The 15,855-nt window shown below is 36.2% G+C and carries 11 protein-coding genes; 4 read left to right on the top strand and 7 right to left on the bottom strand.

What is annotated here, in order from left to right:
• Nucleotides 1-34 precede the first annotated feature (34 nt).
• Nucleotides 35-406 carry a DNA gyrase inhibitor YacG gene (locus tag Q3Y49_RS16490; protein WP_303269693.1) on the top strand — a complete coding sequence of 124 codons (372 nt, stop codon included), beginning with the start codon at nucleotides 35-37 and terminating at the stop codon, nucleotides 404-406.
• Between the two features lie 61 nt (nucleotides 407-467).
• Here Q3Y49_RS16490 and Q3Y49_RS16485 read toward each other — a convergent pair whose 3' ends face one another.
• Together Q3Y49_RS16485 and dnaB are read right to left on the bottom strand one after the other, a co-directional pair.
• Complete coding sequence (locus Q3Y49_RS16485) at nucleotides 468-1,460, bottom strand: quinone oxidoreductase family protein (RefSeq protein ID WP_303269691.1); 993 nt, start codon at nucleotides 1,458-1,460, stop codon at nucleotides 468-470.
• Between the two features lie 169 nt (nucleotides 1,461-1,629).
• The gene (gene dnaB / locus Q3Y49_RS16480; protein WP_303269690.1) at nucleotides 1,630-3,195 is read right to left on the bottom strand and encodes a replicative DNA helicase; all 1,566 of its coding nucleotides are present in this window, start codon (nucleotides 3,193-3,195) and stop codon (nucleotides 1,630-1,632) included.
• Between the two features lie 186 nt (nucleotides 3,196-3,381).
• Between dnaB and Q3Y49_RS16475 the strand changes: the two genes are divergently transcribed.
• The 3 genes from Q3Y49_RS16475 (at nucleotide 3,382) to Q3Y49_RS16465 (ending at nucleotide 8,040) form a co-directional block, all read left to right on the top strand.
• The gene (locus Q3Y49_RS16475) at nucleotides 3,382-4,755 is read left to right on the top strand and encodes a UDP-N-acetylmuramate--L-alanine ligase (RefSeq protein ID WP_303269688.1); all 1,374 of its coding nucleotides are present in this window, start codon (nucleotides 3,382-3,384) and stop codon (nucleotides 4,753-4,755) included.
• Between the two features lies 1 nt (nucleotide 4,756).
• Nucleotides 4,757-5,560 (top strand): 3'-5' exonuclease, encoded by an 804-nt coding sequence (locus tag Q3Y49_RS16470; RefSeq protein WP_303269687.1) that lies wholly within the window; start codon nucleotides 4,757-4,759, stop codon nucleotides 5,558-5,560.
• Between the two features lie 239 nt (nucleotides 5,561-5,799).
• Entirely contained in the window at nucleotides 5,800-8,040 is a 2,241-nt protein-coding gene (locus tag Q3Y49_RS16465; RefSeq protein WP_303269686.1) for a PAS domain-containing sensor histidine kinase, read from the top strand.
• A 2-nt stretch (nucleotides 8,041-8,042) separates the two neighbouring features.
• On the opposite strand, the gene Q3Y49_RS16460 is transcribed toward Q3Y49_RS16465, so the two are convergent.
• The 5 genes from Q3Y49_RS16460 to Q3Y49_RS16440 all read right to left on the bottom strand — a co-directional run bounded on the left by Q3Y49_RS16460 (nucleotide 8,043) and on the right by Q3Y49_RS16440 (nucleotide 15,819).
• A complete protein-coding gene (locus tag Q3Y49_RS16460) occupies nucleotides 8,043-8,612 on the bottom strand; it encodes a DUF3109 family protein (RefSeq protein ID WP_303269685.1) in 570 nt (189 codons plus the stop codon).
• 248 nt (nucleotides 8,613-8,860) lie between these two features.
• Complete coding sequence (locus Q3Y49_RS16455; RefSeq protein ID WP_303269684.1) at nucleotides 8,861-10,180, bottom strand: sensor histidine kinase; 1,320 nt, start codon at nucleotides 10,178-10,180, stop codon at nucleotides 8,861-8,863.
• Nucleotides 10,181-10,299: 119 nt separating this feature from the next.
• The gene (priA, locus tag Q3Y49_RS16450; protein WP_303269682.1) at nucleotides 10,300-12,822 is read right to left on the bottom strand and encodes a replication restart helicase PriA; all 2,523 of its coding nucleotides are present in this window, start codon (nucleotides 12,820-12,822) and stop codon (nucleotides 10,300-10,302) included.
• On the bottom strand, nucleotides 12,819-14,846 hold the full coding sequence (locus tag Q3Y49_RS16445) for a thioredoxin domain-containing protein (protein WP_303269681.1): 2,028 nt from the start codon (nucleotides 14,844-14,846) through the stop codon (nucleotides 12,819-12,821). The genes priA and Q3Y49_RS16445 overlap by 4 nt, the downstream gene beginning before the upstream one ends.
• Nucleotides 14,830-15,819, bottom strand: coding sequence for a GSCFA domain-containing protein (locus Q3Y49_RS16440; RefSeq protein WP_303269680.1), 990 nt, complete (start codon nucleotides 15,817-15,819; stop codon nucleotides 14,830-14,832). Before Q3Y49_RS16440 ends, Q3Y49_RS16445 begins: the two co-directional genes overlap by 17 nt.
• Nucleotides 15,820-15,855 lie beyond the last annotated feature (36 nt).

Genomic DNA, 15,855 nt, shown 5'->3' with positions numbered 1-15,855 from the left:
TTTAAACGTTTATTAAACGTAAAAATCTACGGTTATGAAAGCATGCCCAAATTGCGGAAAGGAGGTAAATGGAAGAGAAGGAAAGAAATTCTGTAGTCCTTATTGCAAATCAAACTACCATTATGAGAAAAATAAGAAGAAAGAGAGCTCTCTCTTCAAGAAGGTGGATAAACAGCTTAAGCTGAATAGAAGGATTCTGAAAAATTATAACAGAGCTGGTAAAGCTACTGTAGAGTCAGGAGAACTGTTTAAATATGGTTTTGACCCAAAATACTTCACTCACTTTTGGCGAAATAGCAAAAAGCAAACTTACCTTTTCTGCTATGAATATGGTTTTTTTTCTTTTAAAGATGAAAAAGGCAAGCGTAAGTTTACTTTAGTGAAGTGGCAAGATTACATGCAGTAGAAAGTTAAATTTCCCACTACCGATGCCAGCAGCGGTTTATGTTATTGAAATGATGCTAGATCTAAAGTTTGGCTACCAATTTGCCAAACTGTTTACCTTCTTTCATTTTATCAAAGGCATCAGCAATCTCTTCAAAAGGTCTAATAGAGTCAATTATTGGCTCAATTCTGTTTTTCTTCACGAAGGTAATCATGGCTTTAAACTCATCATCATTAGCCATAGTGCTACCCTGCAAAGTAACTTGGTTCCAAAACATTCTGTGCACATCCAAGTTTTTTGGTTTGCCCTGGGTTGCTCCATAAAACACAATTCTGCCAGCTGGCTTCATTAGTTTAATCAGATCGTTTATTCCATCTCCTGCTGCACTGTCAATTACCAAATCAAAACCTCCTGATTTTTCTTTTGCTACCTTTACCCAATTTTCATCTCTATAGTTAAAGGCTTCCTTTGCCCCCAACTCAATAGATTTTGTTCTCTTTAATTCATCGCTGGAAGTAACAAAAACATTAGCTCCGGTCGCTAATGCAAATTGAAATGCAAATTGTGCTACTCCGCCTCCAACCCCTGAAATCAATACATTCTCATTTTTTTGACAATTTCCATGATGAAATAACGCTCTGAAAGCCGTCATTCCTCCTAGAGGAAGAGCCGCTCCAGCCTCAAAGCTCAAATGTGCTGGTTTTTCGATAATTTTATTGGGCTCAATCACCATATATTCACAAAAAACACCATCTGAAGGAGTACCCAATATGTGGTATTTTGATGATTGTACTTTGGAATTATCACCCCAGTCAACATTCGGGTTTATTAGAACTTCTTTTTGATGCCATGAGGGATCTACATCTGGTCCAGCTTCTACTACGATTCCACATGCATCGGAACCTAAAATTGTCCCCACTTGGATACCGGGGTACTTTCCTTCTCTTATAAATTGATCCCTATGATTTAAGGCTACGGCCTGAATTTTAATCAAGACTTGATTTGAGTTCGGATGTGGTTTTTGCTTTTCAACAATTTCTATTTGATTATTTTCTGATATAATCAGTGCCTTCATTTTTACAATATTTTTTAATTCAACAAAACCATTCAAGTTTTAACCTATTAGCTTCTATCAGCAAGTTAATCATTCGGATCTTAATGTGCAGAAACCGGTCAGCTCGGATGCCATTGTTCCAAAAATATATTTATCTGGTTAAAACCAAAAATATTATCCTGTTTCTATCCTAAAATGGAGCTTCGTCAGCGTCTTGAGAATTATCATTTCCCGTTGCTTTGCTCGGTAAGGTAACAGAGCTAGGAGCATCAAAATCGGAAGGTACTCCTGCTTGCGATGGGAAAGTAGTGCCGTAGCCAGCCGGTTCACCACCGCCACTAGGTGAGTCCAAATCCGAGAATTTGGTAAATCTACCGATAAATTTAAGCGGCACTGTTTCCAAGGACCCATTTCTATGCTTAGCTATAATCACTTCCCCTACATTGGAAGTGGGCATTCCGTTTTCATCTTCTGTGATGCCATAATACTCTGGCCGGTAAAGGAACATTACCATATCAGCATCCTGCTCGATTGATCCTGATTCCCTCAAATCGGAAAGCTGCGGTCTTTTATCTCCACCACGGGTTTCAACCGCTCGACTCAACTGAGAAAGGGCAATAACCGGAACACTGAGTTCTTTGGCAATATTCTTCAATGACCGAGAAATAGAGGCAATCTCTTGCTCTCGATTTCCTCCACCGCCTCCAGATTTAGAGGTGTCCCCTGACATTAATTGAAGGTAATCAATAACTACCAATTGAATATCGTGTTGCTGCTTGAGTCTTCTACATTTTGCCCGTAGTTCCAAAATGGATAGGGCAGGAGTGTCATCAATAAAAATAGGGGCTTCTGTCAAGGCTGCAGTTTTATGCACTAACTGCTGCCATTCATAATCTTTTAAGTCGCCTTTTTTAATTTTTTCTGAATCAAGCTCTGCCTCTGAAGAAATGAGCCTGTTCACTAATTGGACAGAAGACATCTCTAAAGAGAAGATGGCCACAGGTTGTTTGAAATCTACAGCAGCATTTCGGAGGGCAGATACGATAAAAGCAGTTTTACCCATACCCGGTCTAGCAGCAATAATAACCATATCGGATTTTTGCCAACCCGAAGTAACACGATCCAAAGCTGAGAATCCGGTAGGAACTCCAGTTAATCCATCCGTATGATTTCTTCGCTCTTCTAATTCCACAAATGCCTGCTTCATTAATGAAGACATATCGGCATAATTCTTCTTGATGTTAGAATTGGTTACATCAAATAATTCCTGTTCTGTTTTATCCAATAAATCAAATACATCTGTGGTATCTTCATAGGCATCCTCTTGTATTTCACGCGAGATCTTAATCAATTGCCTTTTGATAGCCTGCTCCGCAATGATTCTGGCATGGTATTCAATATTGGCTGCTGAGTTGACTCTAGAAGTTAAGGAGGTGATATAGTAAGCACCACCAATTAAATCTAATTTTCCATTTTTTCGAAGCTGATTCGTAACCGTCATTAAATCAACAGGTTCCGAATTGTTGAAAAGTTGCACGATGGCCTTATAAATTTCTTCGTGGGCTTCTCGGTAAAAACTTTCAGGTTTTAAAATGTCAATAACATTGGTTAAAGCATCTTTTTCTAGCATTAAAGCACCTAATACAATCTCCTCTAAATCGACCGCTTGTGGGGGCATTTTCCCCATGTTTTCGCTTAAATCAAGCTTTTTATTTTTTTGACCTATTCTTAATGCGGATGATTTATTTGATTCCATATATTTCCCCTACTAATTTTTGAAATTTCAAAAGCTAACAAAGCTAAATTAATATTTTCTTTATCTTTAAGAAAAACTGTCCAAGTTTCCGACAACTTATCCACAGTTTATCAACATCTAAAAACCTAAGATAATTTGCCACGGCATAAACTTTATTCTATTTTTGAATTATCTAACATTTACCAAATGGAAATAAATCATATCAAACAAGTACATTTTATAGCAATAGGTGGAAGCGTGATGCATAATCTCGCCTTGGCACTGCAAAAAAGAAATATTAAGGTAACTGGTTCTGATGACGAAATCTACGAACCTGCAGCCGGCAAATTGAAATCAGCTGGTTTAAATCCTTCGATTGGATGGGATGTGAATCTCATCAAACAAGATTTGGATGCCGTAATTCTTGGTATGCATGCCAAAGATGATAATCCTGAATTAAAGAAAGCGCAGGAATTAGGTTTGCCTATTTTCTCTTTTCCTGAATTTGTTCGTGAATTATCTGCCAATAAACAGCGAGTTGTGGTGGGGGGCAGTCATGGGAAAAGTACGATTACGGCCATGATCATGCACGTCTTAAAATCTGCAGGAAAATCTTTTGATTATTTGGTAGGGGCAGAGCTAGAAGATTTTGAATTAACTGTCCAGATTTCTGATGCACCCATTATTATCATAGAAGGCGATGAGTATTTGGCGTCCAAATTAGATCCACAGCCCAAATTTTTAAAATATGACCATCACATTGGAGTAATTTCCGGTATTAAATGGGATCATAAAAATGTGTTCTCCACTTTTGAAGAATATACAAAGCAGTTTGATTTATTTGCAGATAAAACTCCTAAAGCTGGCTCATTAATTTATTGTGAGGAAGATAACCTTGCCAATATTGTTGGCGCAAAAGACAGGGAAGATGTGCGTAAACTACCTTATGCTTCACATGATTCTGAAATAAAGGATGGAATAACCTATCTGAAAACAAAAGATCATGGTAAAGTCCAAATCAGTATTTTTGGAAGACACAATTTACAGAATATAAATGCAGCTCATGAAGTCTGCAATATTTTAGGGATTACAGATGATAAGTTCTATGAAGCCATTTCAACCTTTAAAGGTGCTAAAAATAGACTGGAGCTATTGGCAGAAAATGACGGAGTAAAAGTGTATAAAGACTATGCCCACGCTCCCTCAAAACTGAGGGCTACTGTAAATGCGCTGCATCATCAGTTCAAAGCGGGAAAAATTTGTATTGCGTATGAATTGCACACCTTTAGTAGCTTGGATAAGGATTTTATTCAAGAATATAAAGACACCTTAAAGCATGCTGATGTTGCGTTTATATATATTAATCCTAAGAATCTTAAAGTAGAAAGTGGAACGGCATTAAATGAAAATGACGTGAAGACAGCATTTGGACAATCTAATGTTCAATTCTTTGATGATGTTAAGGAATTAGAAGAAGCATTAATCGAACAGAAGGGACAAGTAAAAACTTTTGCTTTTTTAAGCTCTGGTCATTTTGGTGAACTTAATTTAAAAGAAACTGCACAAACTCTAGTTCAATAATATGTTTTTAAAACTCAATAACCCAATGGTCATTTTTGACCTTGAAACCACAGGTACAAATGTTGTCAACGATAGAATTGTAGAATATTCTTTTGTAAAGGTGATGCCGGATGGTGAAATTATCAAAAATACTGAAAAAGTGAACCCTGAAAGACCTATTCCAGTGGAGAGTAGTTTGATTCACGGTATTTATGATAAAGATGTGAAGGATAAACCCACATTTAAGGGTGTTGCTAAAGAATTATCCGCTTTTTTACATGGCTGTGATTTGGCAGGTTTTAATATATTGAAATTTGATGTTCCAGTATTAGTCGAGGAGTTTTTAAGGGCAGAAGTTGATTTTGATATTTCAAAACGGAAATTACTAGATGCTCAGAAGATTTTCCATATGATGGAAAAGAGAACATTGACGGCTGCTTATAAATTTTATTGTGATAAAGATTTGGTGGATGCGCACTCAGCAGAAGCAGATACTTTAGCAACCCTAGAGGTCTTGGATGCGCAAATAAAAAGGTATGAAGGTGAAAGTTTAAAGGACTTAAAAGGCAAGGTGATTGGAACTATTGAAAACAATGTGGAAACCTTACATCAAATCACCAATGATAACATGGTCGACCTAGCAGGTAGATTCGTTTTTAATGATGCAGGTGTAGAAGTTTTTAATTTCGGAAAGCATAAGGGTCATCCTGTTGAAGAGGTTTTGAAAAAAGAATCTGGTTATTATGATTGGATGATGAAAGGAGATTTTCCAATGGACACCAAAAGAAAACTAACAGAGATTAAACTTAGAGGATTTCAAAAATAATTTGAATAATACAATTCACAGTCAAAACCCAAATTACACCTCTAATTTGGGTTTTTTGTTTTGGTTCGGTTGAGATTAGTTGGTGATTTTTGTATTCCCTTCCTCAGTTCAAAACGCTTACTTTTTACTAGAGTTTTAGCGATTTCATACATTCTCTATAAATCCTGAATTCAAGAAATTTTTTTAAAGAATTTTTCCATATTTTTAAAAATTGTAATTGCTTGTAAATCTCGCTTGTATTGAATACAAAATATTTAAATGAAATAGTTAAGATACTTGAAGACCAGAAGCTGGAATTTGAGATTTTGGATAGGGTGAATATTACAGATTTTCAAGATTTTAAATGTTACTATCTGTTAATTCAAAGCAAGATCCTTTATGTGGTAACGATGGGTGAACCTGATAGCCATAAATCACAACTATTTTTCAAGAACTTACAAAAGGTAGTCCATTTAAGTCAAAATAGTAAATTGACTTTAATTATGGATGCCACTCAATTGAACTCTATTCCTTCCTCAGCCAGAGAGGAAATACATCTTTTTGATCTGTCTTTTCGCAAATACTGGTCTAAGATGCTTTTTATCTATCATGGTATCGCTAAAGTAATTTTAGATCTGTATAAATCCCATCAATCAGAGCATATTGAGGGAGTTGAAGAGGTAGTTAATCCAACTTTGGCTATTGATTATGCTGTAAAAGGGATAAAGCCTGAAATGCATTCCGATGATTACCTAAAATCACTAAGCAAGGAAGAATTAGTAGCAGAGATTAAAGAGTTGAAAATTCAAAGGCTCCAGGCTCAATCCAATAATATTGATTTCAAAAAGTTAAATGATGTGTTTGGCCAGGTTGACTGGAAAAAAGGAGAAACCAAGCCAATAAATTTTGAAATGGGTAACCCTTTAAGTCCAGTATATGAATTGGTGAATACCGTGATTCATGACTATAAGGTTCTGGAAGAGGAGTACACAGCCTTGAAATCTAATTTTCACAATAAACTGCAATTTCAAGTGGGGGAGGTGATGCATCAAGAAGCCAGCTGGAGATCAATATTCGATAGCCTTGATTCCATGATCTGGATGGTAGATTCAAGATTTAATTTGATGGCATTTAATAATAAATTTATTGACCATCTCTTTACTCACTATGGCTTAACTCCCCAGGTAGGGATGAATGTGTTAGAACAAAAAGATTTAGCTGAGCAGTATGATAAGACCATTCAAAGAATCAGCATTGCCTTAAATGGTAAGGAAGAAAATTACCGTGATTTTTACAGAGAAGGAGATAAAATTGTTAAAGTAGTTGACTCTAAAATATTCCCTGTTGTGTTCAAGCAGGAAATTTCAGGAGTAGCCTGTTTAACAAATGATATTACGGATAATTACGAAGCTAAGGAAAGAATTAAGAGTAGTGAAAGAATACTTGCATCAGTCAATAAAAATATTTCGGAAGCAATTTATCGAAGTTCTCACGACAGGGGCTTAATTTTCATTAATGATGCCTTTATGAAAATGTTTGGTTTTAAATCCAAGGATGAGCTTTATAAACATACCCAACTAAACAGTCTGTATGCTAATCCTAAAGACCGGGAAAGACTAGGACAAATGCTTATTAAGAAAAGAGATGTAACCAATATTGAAGTTCAATTTAGAAAAAAGAACGGAGAGATATTTACTGGACTCCTAAGTAGTATGGTAAGCGAAGATGATCAAGGCGTGAAGTATTTTGATGGCGCTATAAGAGATGTAACCGGTATAAAAAGTGCGCAGGAAAAGCTGAAAAAGCAAAATCGGGAATTGAAGAAATTGAATACTGAGCTGGACAGTTTTGTTTACAGTGCCTCACATGATTTAAAAGCACCGCTCAGCTCAGTCAAAGGCTTGATCAATTTGGCCAAAAATGAGAATGATAAAGAGAAATTAGGTCAATACTTAGACTTGGTTGATAAGAGCATTAATAAACTGGATGATTTTATCAAAGATATTGTTGATTTATCTCGAAATGCACGGCAAGAGGTGAAGCCTGAATTTATTGACTTCCACGAAATCTTGCAAGAGACCATGGATAATTACCAATACTTAGAGAATTTTGATCGCATCAGGAAGGAAATTAAAATTGATTCCAGTATTGAGTTTTATTCTGATAAAAGAAGATTGAAAGTTATTTTTAACAATCTTATTTCTAATTCAATCCGGTATTTTAATCCTTACATTGAGCATCCATTTGTTCAAATTTGTATTAATGTTGATCGTGAAAAGGCGGTCTTAAAAATTACCGATAATGGCTTGGGCATTGAATCAAAATATCTAGAAAAAATCTTTGAAATGTTCTTCAGAGCTTCCAATGATAGCAAAGGAACAGGAATAGGGCTTTATATTGTTAAAGAGACCATCCAAAAGATTAACGGAGAAATTAAAGTCGATTCTGAAGTTGATAAAGGGACCAGATTTACGGTTACACTCCCTAATTTAATGATCTAGTTTTATTCATTAGTTGATTCAATTTCTCTGACCAATTCTTCATACCACTCTTTGCTGTAATTCCTGATCAAAGCATCTTTCGTAAATTTATAAATCGGTACACCTAATTTATCACCTAATTCGCAGGCTGGATCACAAATATGCCATCTATCGTAATTTAGAGCATCGTACTCATCATATTTAGTGATTCTTATGGGATATAAATGACAGGATATGGGCTTTAAGAAATCAATTTTTCCATCATTATGCGCTTGTTCTATCCCACATTTTAGAATACCTTTTTCATCATAAATGGCATAAGCACATTCTTTTTCATTAATGGTAGTGGTGCTGTAATCTCCTTCCCAATCTTCAATATATTCTCCTTGCTCTTCAATGGCCTTAATGCCTTTCTCAGATAAGTAGGGCTTTACTTTAGGATAGATTTCCTTCATAATTGGCAATTCTTCCTCTGTAAGCGGAGCTCCCAAATCTCCTTCTACACAGCAAGCACCCTTGCATTTCTCAATATTACAAACGAAGTTTTTTTCCTTGATGTCATCAGTGATGACTGCATTACCTACTAATATCATATTGCAAAATTAATTTTAAAAGATGGAATACCCTTGAAAGAATTGAAATGATTTCGTAATAAGCGTGTTTTGATTCCAAAAGTTCAAACAAACTGTTTCATCAACTTTTCATTCAATAGATGAAATGCTTTTAATTTGCAGTTTATGTAATAAGTATAAAAGGGTGAGAAGGACTTTGAATGTGGAATTCACTAGATGAAAGCTTTTTGCTAATACATTTAATACTTTTTCATAGCCTTTAGGTATACCTATTGGGTAGGGAGTCTAATTTTAAAGGTCGTTCCCTTCCCCAAAGCGCTGCTTACAGCAATATCGCCATTATTAAGTTCTACAAATTCTTTTACCAAGAGCAAACCTATGCCGGCACCACTAGCGGAGGAGGTACCTATTAATGTATTTTTATTGATTTGGAATAAGTTATCTAGCTTTTCTGGGGGCATTCCGATACCAGAATCTGTAAAGGAAATAGCTATCATCCCATCATCATCATTCTTTGATGTTACTGAGATTTTACCTCCTAGTGGAGTGAATTTTATAGCATTAGACAATATATTTCTAAATACAATTTGAATAGTTTCTTTGTCTACTACTATTTCTTGTTGATCTTCTAAATCAATATCGAGAGAAATCCCCTTTGATTTCAATTGAGAACTAAATAAATTTTTTAGCATGGAAAGTTCCTCCTGAAGATTTACTCGCCCTTTATTAATATCTAATCCTTGTAATTGACTTTTTGACCATGCCAAAAGGTTGTCCAATAGATTGGAAGAGTTATTTAAATCGTCCTCTAAATTATTGGTAAGCTGCTTGAATTCATCTACAGTCACAGCTCCTTTTTTGTATAAGCCTACAATTCCTTTTAATGAGACTATAGGGCCCCGGAGATCATGTGAAATAATTGAAAAAAGCTTATTTTTCACTCTATTGAGTTCATCAACCTTTTGCACCTCTAAATCCAACTCATTTTTATGAATAAAGGAGGTCATTTTTTGTCTCTCCAGAATGTAGGAGGCTAATATTCCAACCATGTAGATGACGAAAAGCTGTGATATTTGTCTTTCTGCAATAAGAGAGTAATTGATGTTCTCAATATATAAAATGTACGCAGCGAAATTCACTGTATTCACCAATATTGCATAGCGAAACCGCATTCCCATGATCGTGGAAGTAATGAAAATTAGTACCATCAAAATATTTGACAGGAAAATATCAAATGCGGGATCTTCGTTAAAATGGTAGTGTAGAAAGAAAACCGTAGATACAAAGAGAGCAATTAAAATGCCCATGTATTGTGTGAATTGATAGTTTTCTTCTTTAAACAAAAAGGTTAGACCACCTAAAACGATCAAAATTAAAGCCATTCCTCCCCGAAAGGCTACAGAAATCATATCTAATTCATACCGCATCACGTCCACAAAAATAAAAATAATGCTCAGGGCGGTTCCTAAAACAATAACAAATCGTAGTGCATTCAAATCCTCCTTAAAGCAGCCCAGGTTAAAATTCTTTTCTGTTTCAGGATTCTTAAATCTTAGTAGTAATAGGTTATATTGATAGAATTTGCTCAAAAAATATAAATAATTAATAACGAATTTAGAAAAATTATCTTAACTAGTTAATAAAAAACTAAAGTTCAGATTTTTTAACCACTAAGATTTTTTTCAAACAGAGTACATTCAAAGACTAACTATTGTGGATCCACGTCAAAAACTACACGCAATTTTCTGAATTGGCTGTTTTCATGAAGCCTAGTGACGGAATCTTTAATTTGTTTTTTTGTATTTTCTAAAGGATATCCTTTTTCTAATTTTATCCAAAGCTCCATATGGTAGATATTTCTTATTTTGGAAATCATGGGCTCGTGTGGCGCCAAAACTCGCTGACTGCCTAATATTGTAGTCAAAGACTCATGAAGTAACTTCGCTCCATTTCGTACAGAATTGCTTTCCGCTCCCTTTAATACTACTTTAATTAATCTGCAGTAAGGCGGATAGAAGAATGAATGCCTTTCTTTCAGCTGAAGTTCATAAAATCCTTCATAATCATAATCCAACAGATATTTAAATAAGGGGTGGTCTTCTTGGAAACTTTGAATCCATACTTTGCCCTTTTTGTGACTTCTTCCGGCTCGGCCGCTGACCTGCAACATGAGCTGAAAAGCGCGCTCATGTGCCCTAAAATCAGGATAGTACATCATTCTATCAGCATCTACTATTCCCACTATACTCACATTTTCAAAATCCAATCCCTTAGTCACCATCTGTGTGCCAATCAATATTTGTGTTTCTCCGCTTTCAAAAGATTCTATTATCTGCTGATATGAATACTTTTTGCGAGTGGTGTCTCGATCCATTCTTTGGATTTTTACTTCTGGAAAATGAAGTTTTAAATCATCTTCAATTTTCTCGGTTCCGAAGCCTTTCATTACTAATGCGGTAGATTCGCAACTTAAGCAAGCGCTTGGGCTTTTTTGTCGGTATCCACAGTAGTGACACTTCAACTCATGCTGGTGCATGTGGTAAGTTAGGCTGACCGAACAATTCTCACACTCTGAAATCCACCCGCAAGTTTCGCATTGCAAGTATGGAGCGTATCCTCTTCGGTTTTGGAAAATAATGGCCTGGTTTTCTTTATTCATTTCTGCCTCAAGTGCAGCTAAAAAACTATGGCTAAAATCATCTTTAACCAGTTTTTTGGCTTTTTGCTTTCGCATATCAATGACTTCAATTTCTGGCATTCTGCCTTCTCCATATCTTTCGCTCAAGACAGTCAGCCCGTACTTACCAGTTTTAGCGTTATAATAGCTCTCGTAAGATGGTGTAGCAGATCCTAAGATCAACTTCGCCTGATGGATATTTGATAGTACCACAGCGGTATCACGGGCATTATAGCGCGGTGCAGGTTCATGCTGTTTATAACTACTTTCATGTTCCTCATCTACTACGATTAGTGAAAGATTGTTAAAAGGTAGCAAAACGGAAGAGCGTACCCCTATCACAAAGTTAATATTGCCTTCTGCAACTCCCTGCCACACTTCTACTCTTTCAGCATCTGAAAACTTGGAGTGATATATCCCTACTTGATCTCCAAATATTTTCCGCACTCGCTGAATCATTTGAGTGGTTATGGCGATTTCTGGTAATAGAAATAGAGCCTGCGAGCCGCTGTCAATTACTTCTCTAATAAGCGATAAATAGATTTCTGTTTTTCCACTACCCGTAACTCCATGCAACAAGGCTACATCTTTATCGGCAAAAATTGTGTTGAGGTCATTTCTGCACTGCTCTTGAGCTGGGCTTAAACTAATTTCATGATCTAGGTTTTCTTGCCTATTAAGGTAGTCCAATCGAGAAGTGATCACCTCAAATTCTTCAAATATTTTATTTTTAATAAGCGTGTTGATGGAGGAAATAGAAAATTGCTCTTCTTTAAAAACACTTTTTGCTAAACCTATTTCATTTTTATTAGGGTGCTTAAATATTGGAACTTCCTGCAGAAATTTCAAAAGTACGTCTAGCTGCTTATGTTTTTTCTCTAAAGACTGCATCAGTTCACTTAAATGAGCTTCATTCAGCCAAGCCTTGTGCAACCTTAAACGCTTCTCAGTTTTGGGCTTATAGCGCTCTTGAACTTGCTCAATTAGCATAATGACTTGTTTTTTGAGCAATTCTTTTAATAAAAGACTGGTTTGTTTTCCATTGGTAAGTTCTGCAAACTGTTGGTAGGAGAGCAGCCCTTCTTTTTTCAACAGCTTGATGACTATTTCTTCAATTTGACTAAATATATAAGGTGACTGTTCTAATTCAAAAGCCGGGTTTAATTGGATTTTCGATTCACTGCTCAATTTTAGACCAGATGGCAGTCCAACATTAAGCACTTCACCTTCAGTAGCCATGTAGTATTGTGCCATCCATTCAAATAGTTTGAATTGCTGTCTACTAAGGATAGGAAATTCATCGAGAATTTCTAGAATATATTTGGCTTCATATTCTTTTGGTGCTTCGTGGTGAATTGAACTGATCACACCCGTTATAATTTTCTTTTTTCCAAATGGAACAATGGCCCTGATACCAACTTGGAGCTGTTCTTCATATTTTCTTGGAACGCGATAGGTGAAAGTTTTAGGAATGGGTACAGGCAAAAGAACCTGAACGAAAAATGTTTGCTGCAGGCTCTCTTCCTCTATCGTATTCAAGCTTAGTTGACTCATTTGGTCATTTGGGCTATAGCATCTTGGACATCGTATACAGGCTGTTGGCAGGCGTTATTTTCACACACATAAATGCTCGTTTTAGTATTGATGATCTCTTTTCCTCGCCAGACTAATTCTTTGTCATTTTCCTCTTCTATTGCCATAATGAAAGTATTAGGCAAATAATGAGACCACATCTCCTTTTGAAATTTTTTAGCATCTTTACCTACTACAACCACATCAAAGCTTTTGTGTGCTTTCAACGCATAAGCTGAAGCATAATTCGCTAAGAATTTTGGTTCCCTTACGAGTAAATGTTGGATTTGCTTAAGCATATCCTCTGATATTTTGGTGAAAGAAGCATTTCCCGTCAAGATTCCAAGCCAATGCAGACTTTCAATCATCACTGAGTTGGAAGAAGGAATGACGTTGTCAAAGATCTCTTTTTTTCTTGCAATTAACTTTTCGCTAGTCTTGTCGGTATAATAGAATAGCATTTCTTGTGTATCATAAAAGTTATCAACGGCATATTGGGCCAATTCTTCTGCAAAGTGTAAAGCTTTTCGATTTGAGGAAATTTCAAAAATTGTTAAACAAGCTTGTATGGTCAAAGCATAATCTTCCAAATAGCCTTTAATTTTCACCTGATCATTTTTGAAACTTCTGAATAGGTGATTTCCATCCCAAACAAATTCACTTAAGAAAATAAAATTGTCTAAGGCGATGGCTTTATATTTCTCATCTTGATGGGCTTTATAGGCATCACAAATTCCTTTTATCAGCAGTGCATTCCATGCTGTCAGAATCTTATCATCCAAAGCAGGACGGATTCTACCTTCTCTTTTGTCTAATAACCGATCCTTTACGAACTTGAGTTGCTTTTTGAATTCATCAGAATGTAATTTTTCAGCCTTGCAAAAATCTTCAAGGGTGCTGTGACGAAACAATATATTTCTTCCATTTTCCCAATTTCCATTTTCCGTGGCATTGTAGAATTTAAGAACTGCCTCATACTCCTTCCCGAACAGCTTCTGGAGTTCATCATAAGTCCATGTATAAAACTTGCCTTCCTCGCCTTCTGAGTCTGCATCAAGGGCAGAATAAAACCTGCAGTACGGGTCCATCAATTCGCGAACACTAAATTTTATGCTATCTTCAAATATTTCTTTGAAATATGGATTCTGGGTAAATCGATAAGCATCGGCATATAAGCTTATGAGTTGTCCATTATCATACAACATCTTTTCAAAGTGTGGGGCAAACCATTCCGCATCAACAGAATAACGAGCAAATCCACCGCCTATTTGGTCGTAAATCCCGCCATCGGCCATGGAGCTTAAGGTCAACTCCAGTGCCTTTCGAGCTTCAGGATTTTGACTGTGAAAGGCATATTTCATTAAGAATTTCCATATGACTGGCATTGGAAATTTAGGGGCTCCTAATGTACCGCCATTATCCCAGTCGAAAGAATTACTTAGCTTTTGGTAAGCTTCCGACAGTATTTTACTGTTGAATTCATTTGATTTTAAGTTGCCCAGCCCTAATTTTTCCGTATCAGGCGCATTAAGGGCTTGTGCAAATTTATCTGCAGACTCTTCTAACTGATCACGACTGCTTTGGAATGCCATAGCGACTTTATCCAATATTTCCAACCATTTGTGCTTGGGGAAATAAGTTCCGCCATAGAATGGCTTTTGATTGGGCATTAAAAACATATTCAAAGGCCAACCACCATTTAATCCCATGTTTTGGACAGCATCCATATAGATTTGGTCGATATCGGGTCTTTCCTCACGATCTAGTTTAATGCAAATGTAATTTTCGTTCATCACTTTGGCTACTTCATCATCCTCGAAACTTTCATGCTCCATTACATGACACCAATGGCATGCAGCATAGCCGATGCTCAATACTATTGGTTTATCTTCTTTCTTGGCTTGATTTAGTGCTTCTTCTCCCCAAGCTTGCCACTCAACTGGGTTCTGGGCGTGCTGTAACAAATAGGGACTGCTCTCATGAATGAGTTTATTGGCTTTTGGCATCTTCTAATTCTTTTTCTACATGTTTCATTTCCTCTTCCACATTTCCCATTACTGAAAAACGGCTTAGTTTTTTATACAATGCTTCCAAGAATTGGACGTGTTCCTCGGAACCAGGGTTCATCACTCTATGGTTTAGATCATTTTTGATCGCCTGCCACTTATCACAATAGGCGAAAAGTGGTTCCGAAAAGAAAGTTTCTCTAAATCGTTGCCAAATGAAATTTCTGGCTACGTTATTGGGATGGATCATGTCCTCTGCATAAAATCTGTAATCCCGTAAATCATCCATCATTAATTCGAAAGCAGGAAAATAGTAGGTCTTTTCGATGCTTGTTTTTATTTTATGAACAGCCAACCTAAGAATAGACTTGCTCAACATATTCTCTGGTATTCCATCCTTAGTATGACGAACAGGACTGACAGTCAAAATTATTCGAATTTTTGGGTTTACTTCTCTTAAATATGCTATTGTAGAGCTCACCTCTTCAATTATATCTTGCAATTCCAATAATTCCTTTTGGAAATTTTGGGATGGAAGTTTGTGGCAGTTAGCTATAATGTCTTGGGTTTTTTCATAACGATAAACCCATGCCGTTCCGAAGGTTAGAATTAATACTTTAGAAGTCTCCAAGTAATCTTTCAATTTGGCGGAAGCTTCCCTTATCCCGTCTTTTAACTCAATCAGATTCTTCTTACCAAAAATGGAATGAGCATCCAGGTGATTGTATATATCCCGGTTTTCAATTATATGTTCTTCATTTAAATCTTCTCCCTTCAGTGCTGATTTGATTAGTCGCATTTGAGAAATTGGATTGTATATAATTCCATATGGATTACTCAAAATATCCATTTTCATCTCTTCAAAGCGACTACCAATATGATCGGCAAAGCAACTCCCAATAGAAGTAATCCGATCGTGAGGATGGATTTTTTCTTCAACTGGCTTTATTTCTAATGTGGTTTTTAATTCCATTTCCCCTATTTGAGTTTTAATTAGATGAAATCTTTT

This window comes from Marivirga harenae, from assembly GCF_030534335.1.
In the GTDB taxonomy this organism is placed as follows: Bacteria; Bacteroidota; Bacteroidia; order Cytophagales; family Cyclobacteriaceae; genus Marivirga; species Marivirga harenae.
This window is presented reverse-complemented; position numbering and strand designations above follow the sequence as displayed.

Excerpts from the sequence above, each read along its gene's own strand:
- Q3Y49_RS16485 (WP_303269691.1), bottom strand. The coding sequence starts at position 1,460 with ATGAAGGCACTGATTATATCAGAAAATAATCAAATAGAAATTGTTGAA.
- Q3Y49_RS16475 (WP_303269688.1), top strand. The coding sequence starts at position 3,382 with ATGGAAATAAATCATATCAAACAAGTACATTTTATAGCAATAGGTGGA.
- Q3Y49_RS16445 (WP_303269681.1), bottom strand. The coding sequence starts at position 14,846 with ATGCCAAAAGCCAATAAACTCATTCATGAGAGCAGTCCCTATTTGTTA.
- priA (WP_303269682.1), bottom strand. The coding sequence starts at position 12,822 with ATGAGTCAACTAAGCTTGAATACGATAGAGGAAGAGAGCCTGCAGCAA.
- Q3Y49_RS16460 (WP_303269685.1), bottom strand. The coding sequence starts at position 8,612 with ATGATATTAGTAGGTAATGCAGTCATCACTGATGACATCAAGGAAAAA.
- Q3Y49_RS16440 (WP_303269680.1), bottom strand. The coding sequence starts at position 15,819 with ATGGAATTAAAAACCACATTAGAAATAAAGCCAGTTGAAGAAAAAATC.
- dnaB (WP_303269690.1), bottom strand. The coding sequence starts at position 3,195 with ATGGAATCAAATAAATCATCCGCATTAAGAATAGGTCAAAAAAATAAA.
- Q3Y49_RS16490 (WP_303269693.1), top strand. The coding sequence starts at position 35 with ATGAAAGCATGCCCAAATTGCGGAAAGGAGGTAAATGGAAGAGAAGGA.
- Q3Y49_RS16470 (WP_303269687.1), top strand. The coding sequence starts at position 4,757 with ATGTTTTTAAAACTCAATAACCCAATGGTCATTTTTGACCTTGAAACC.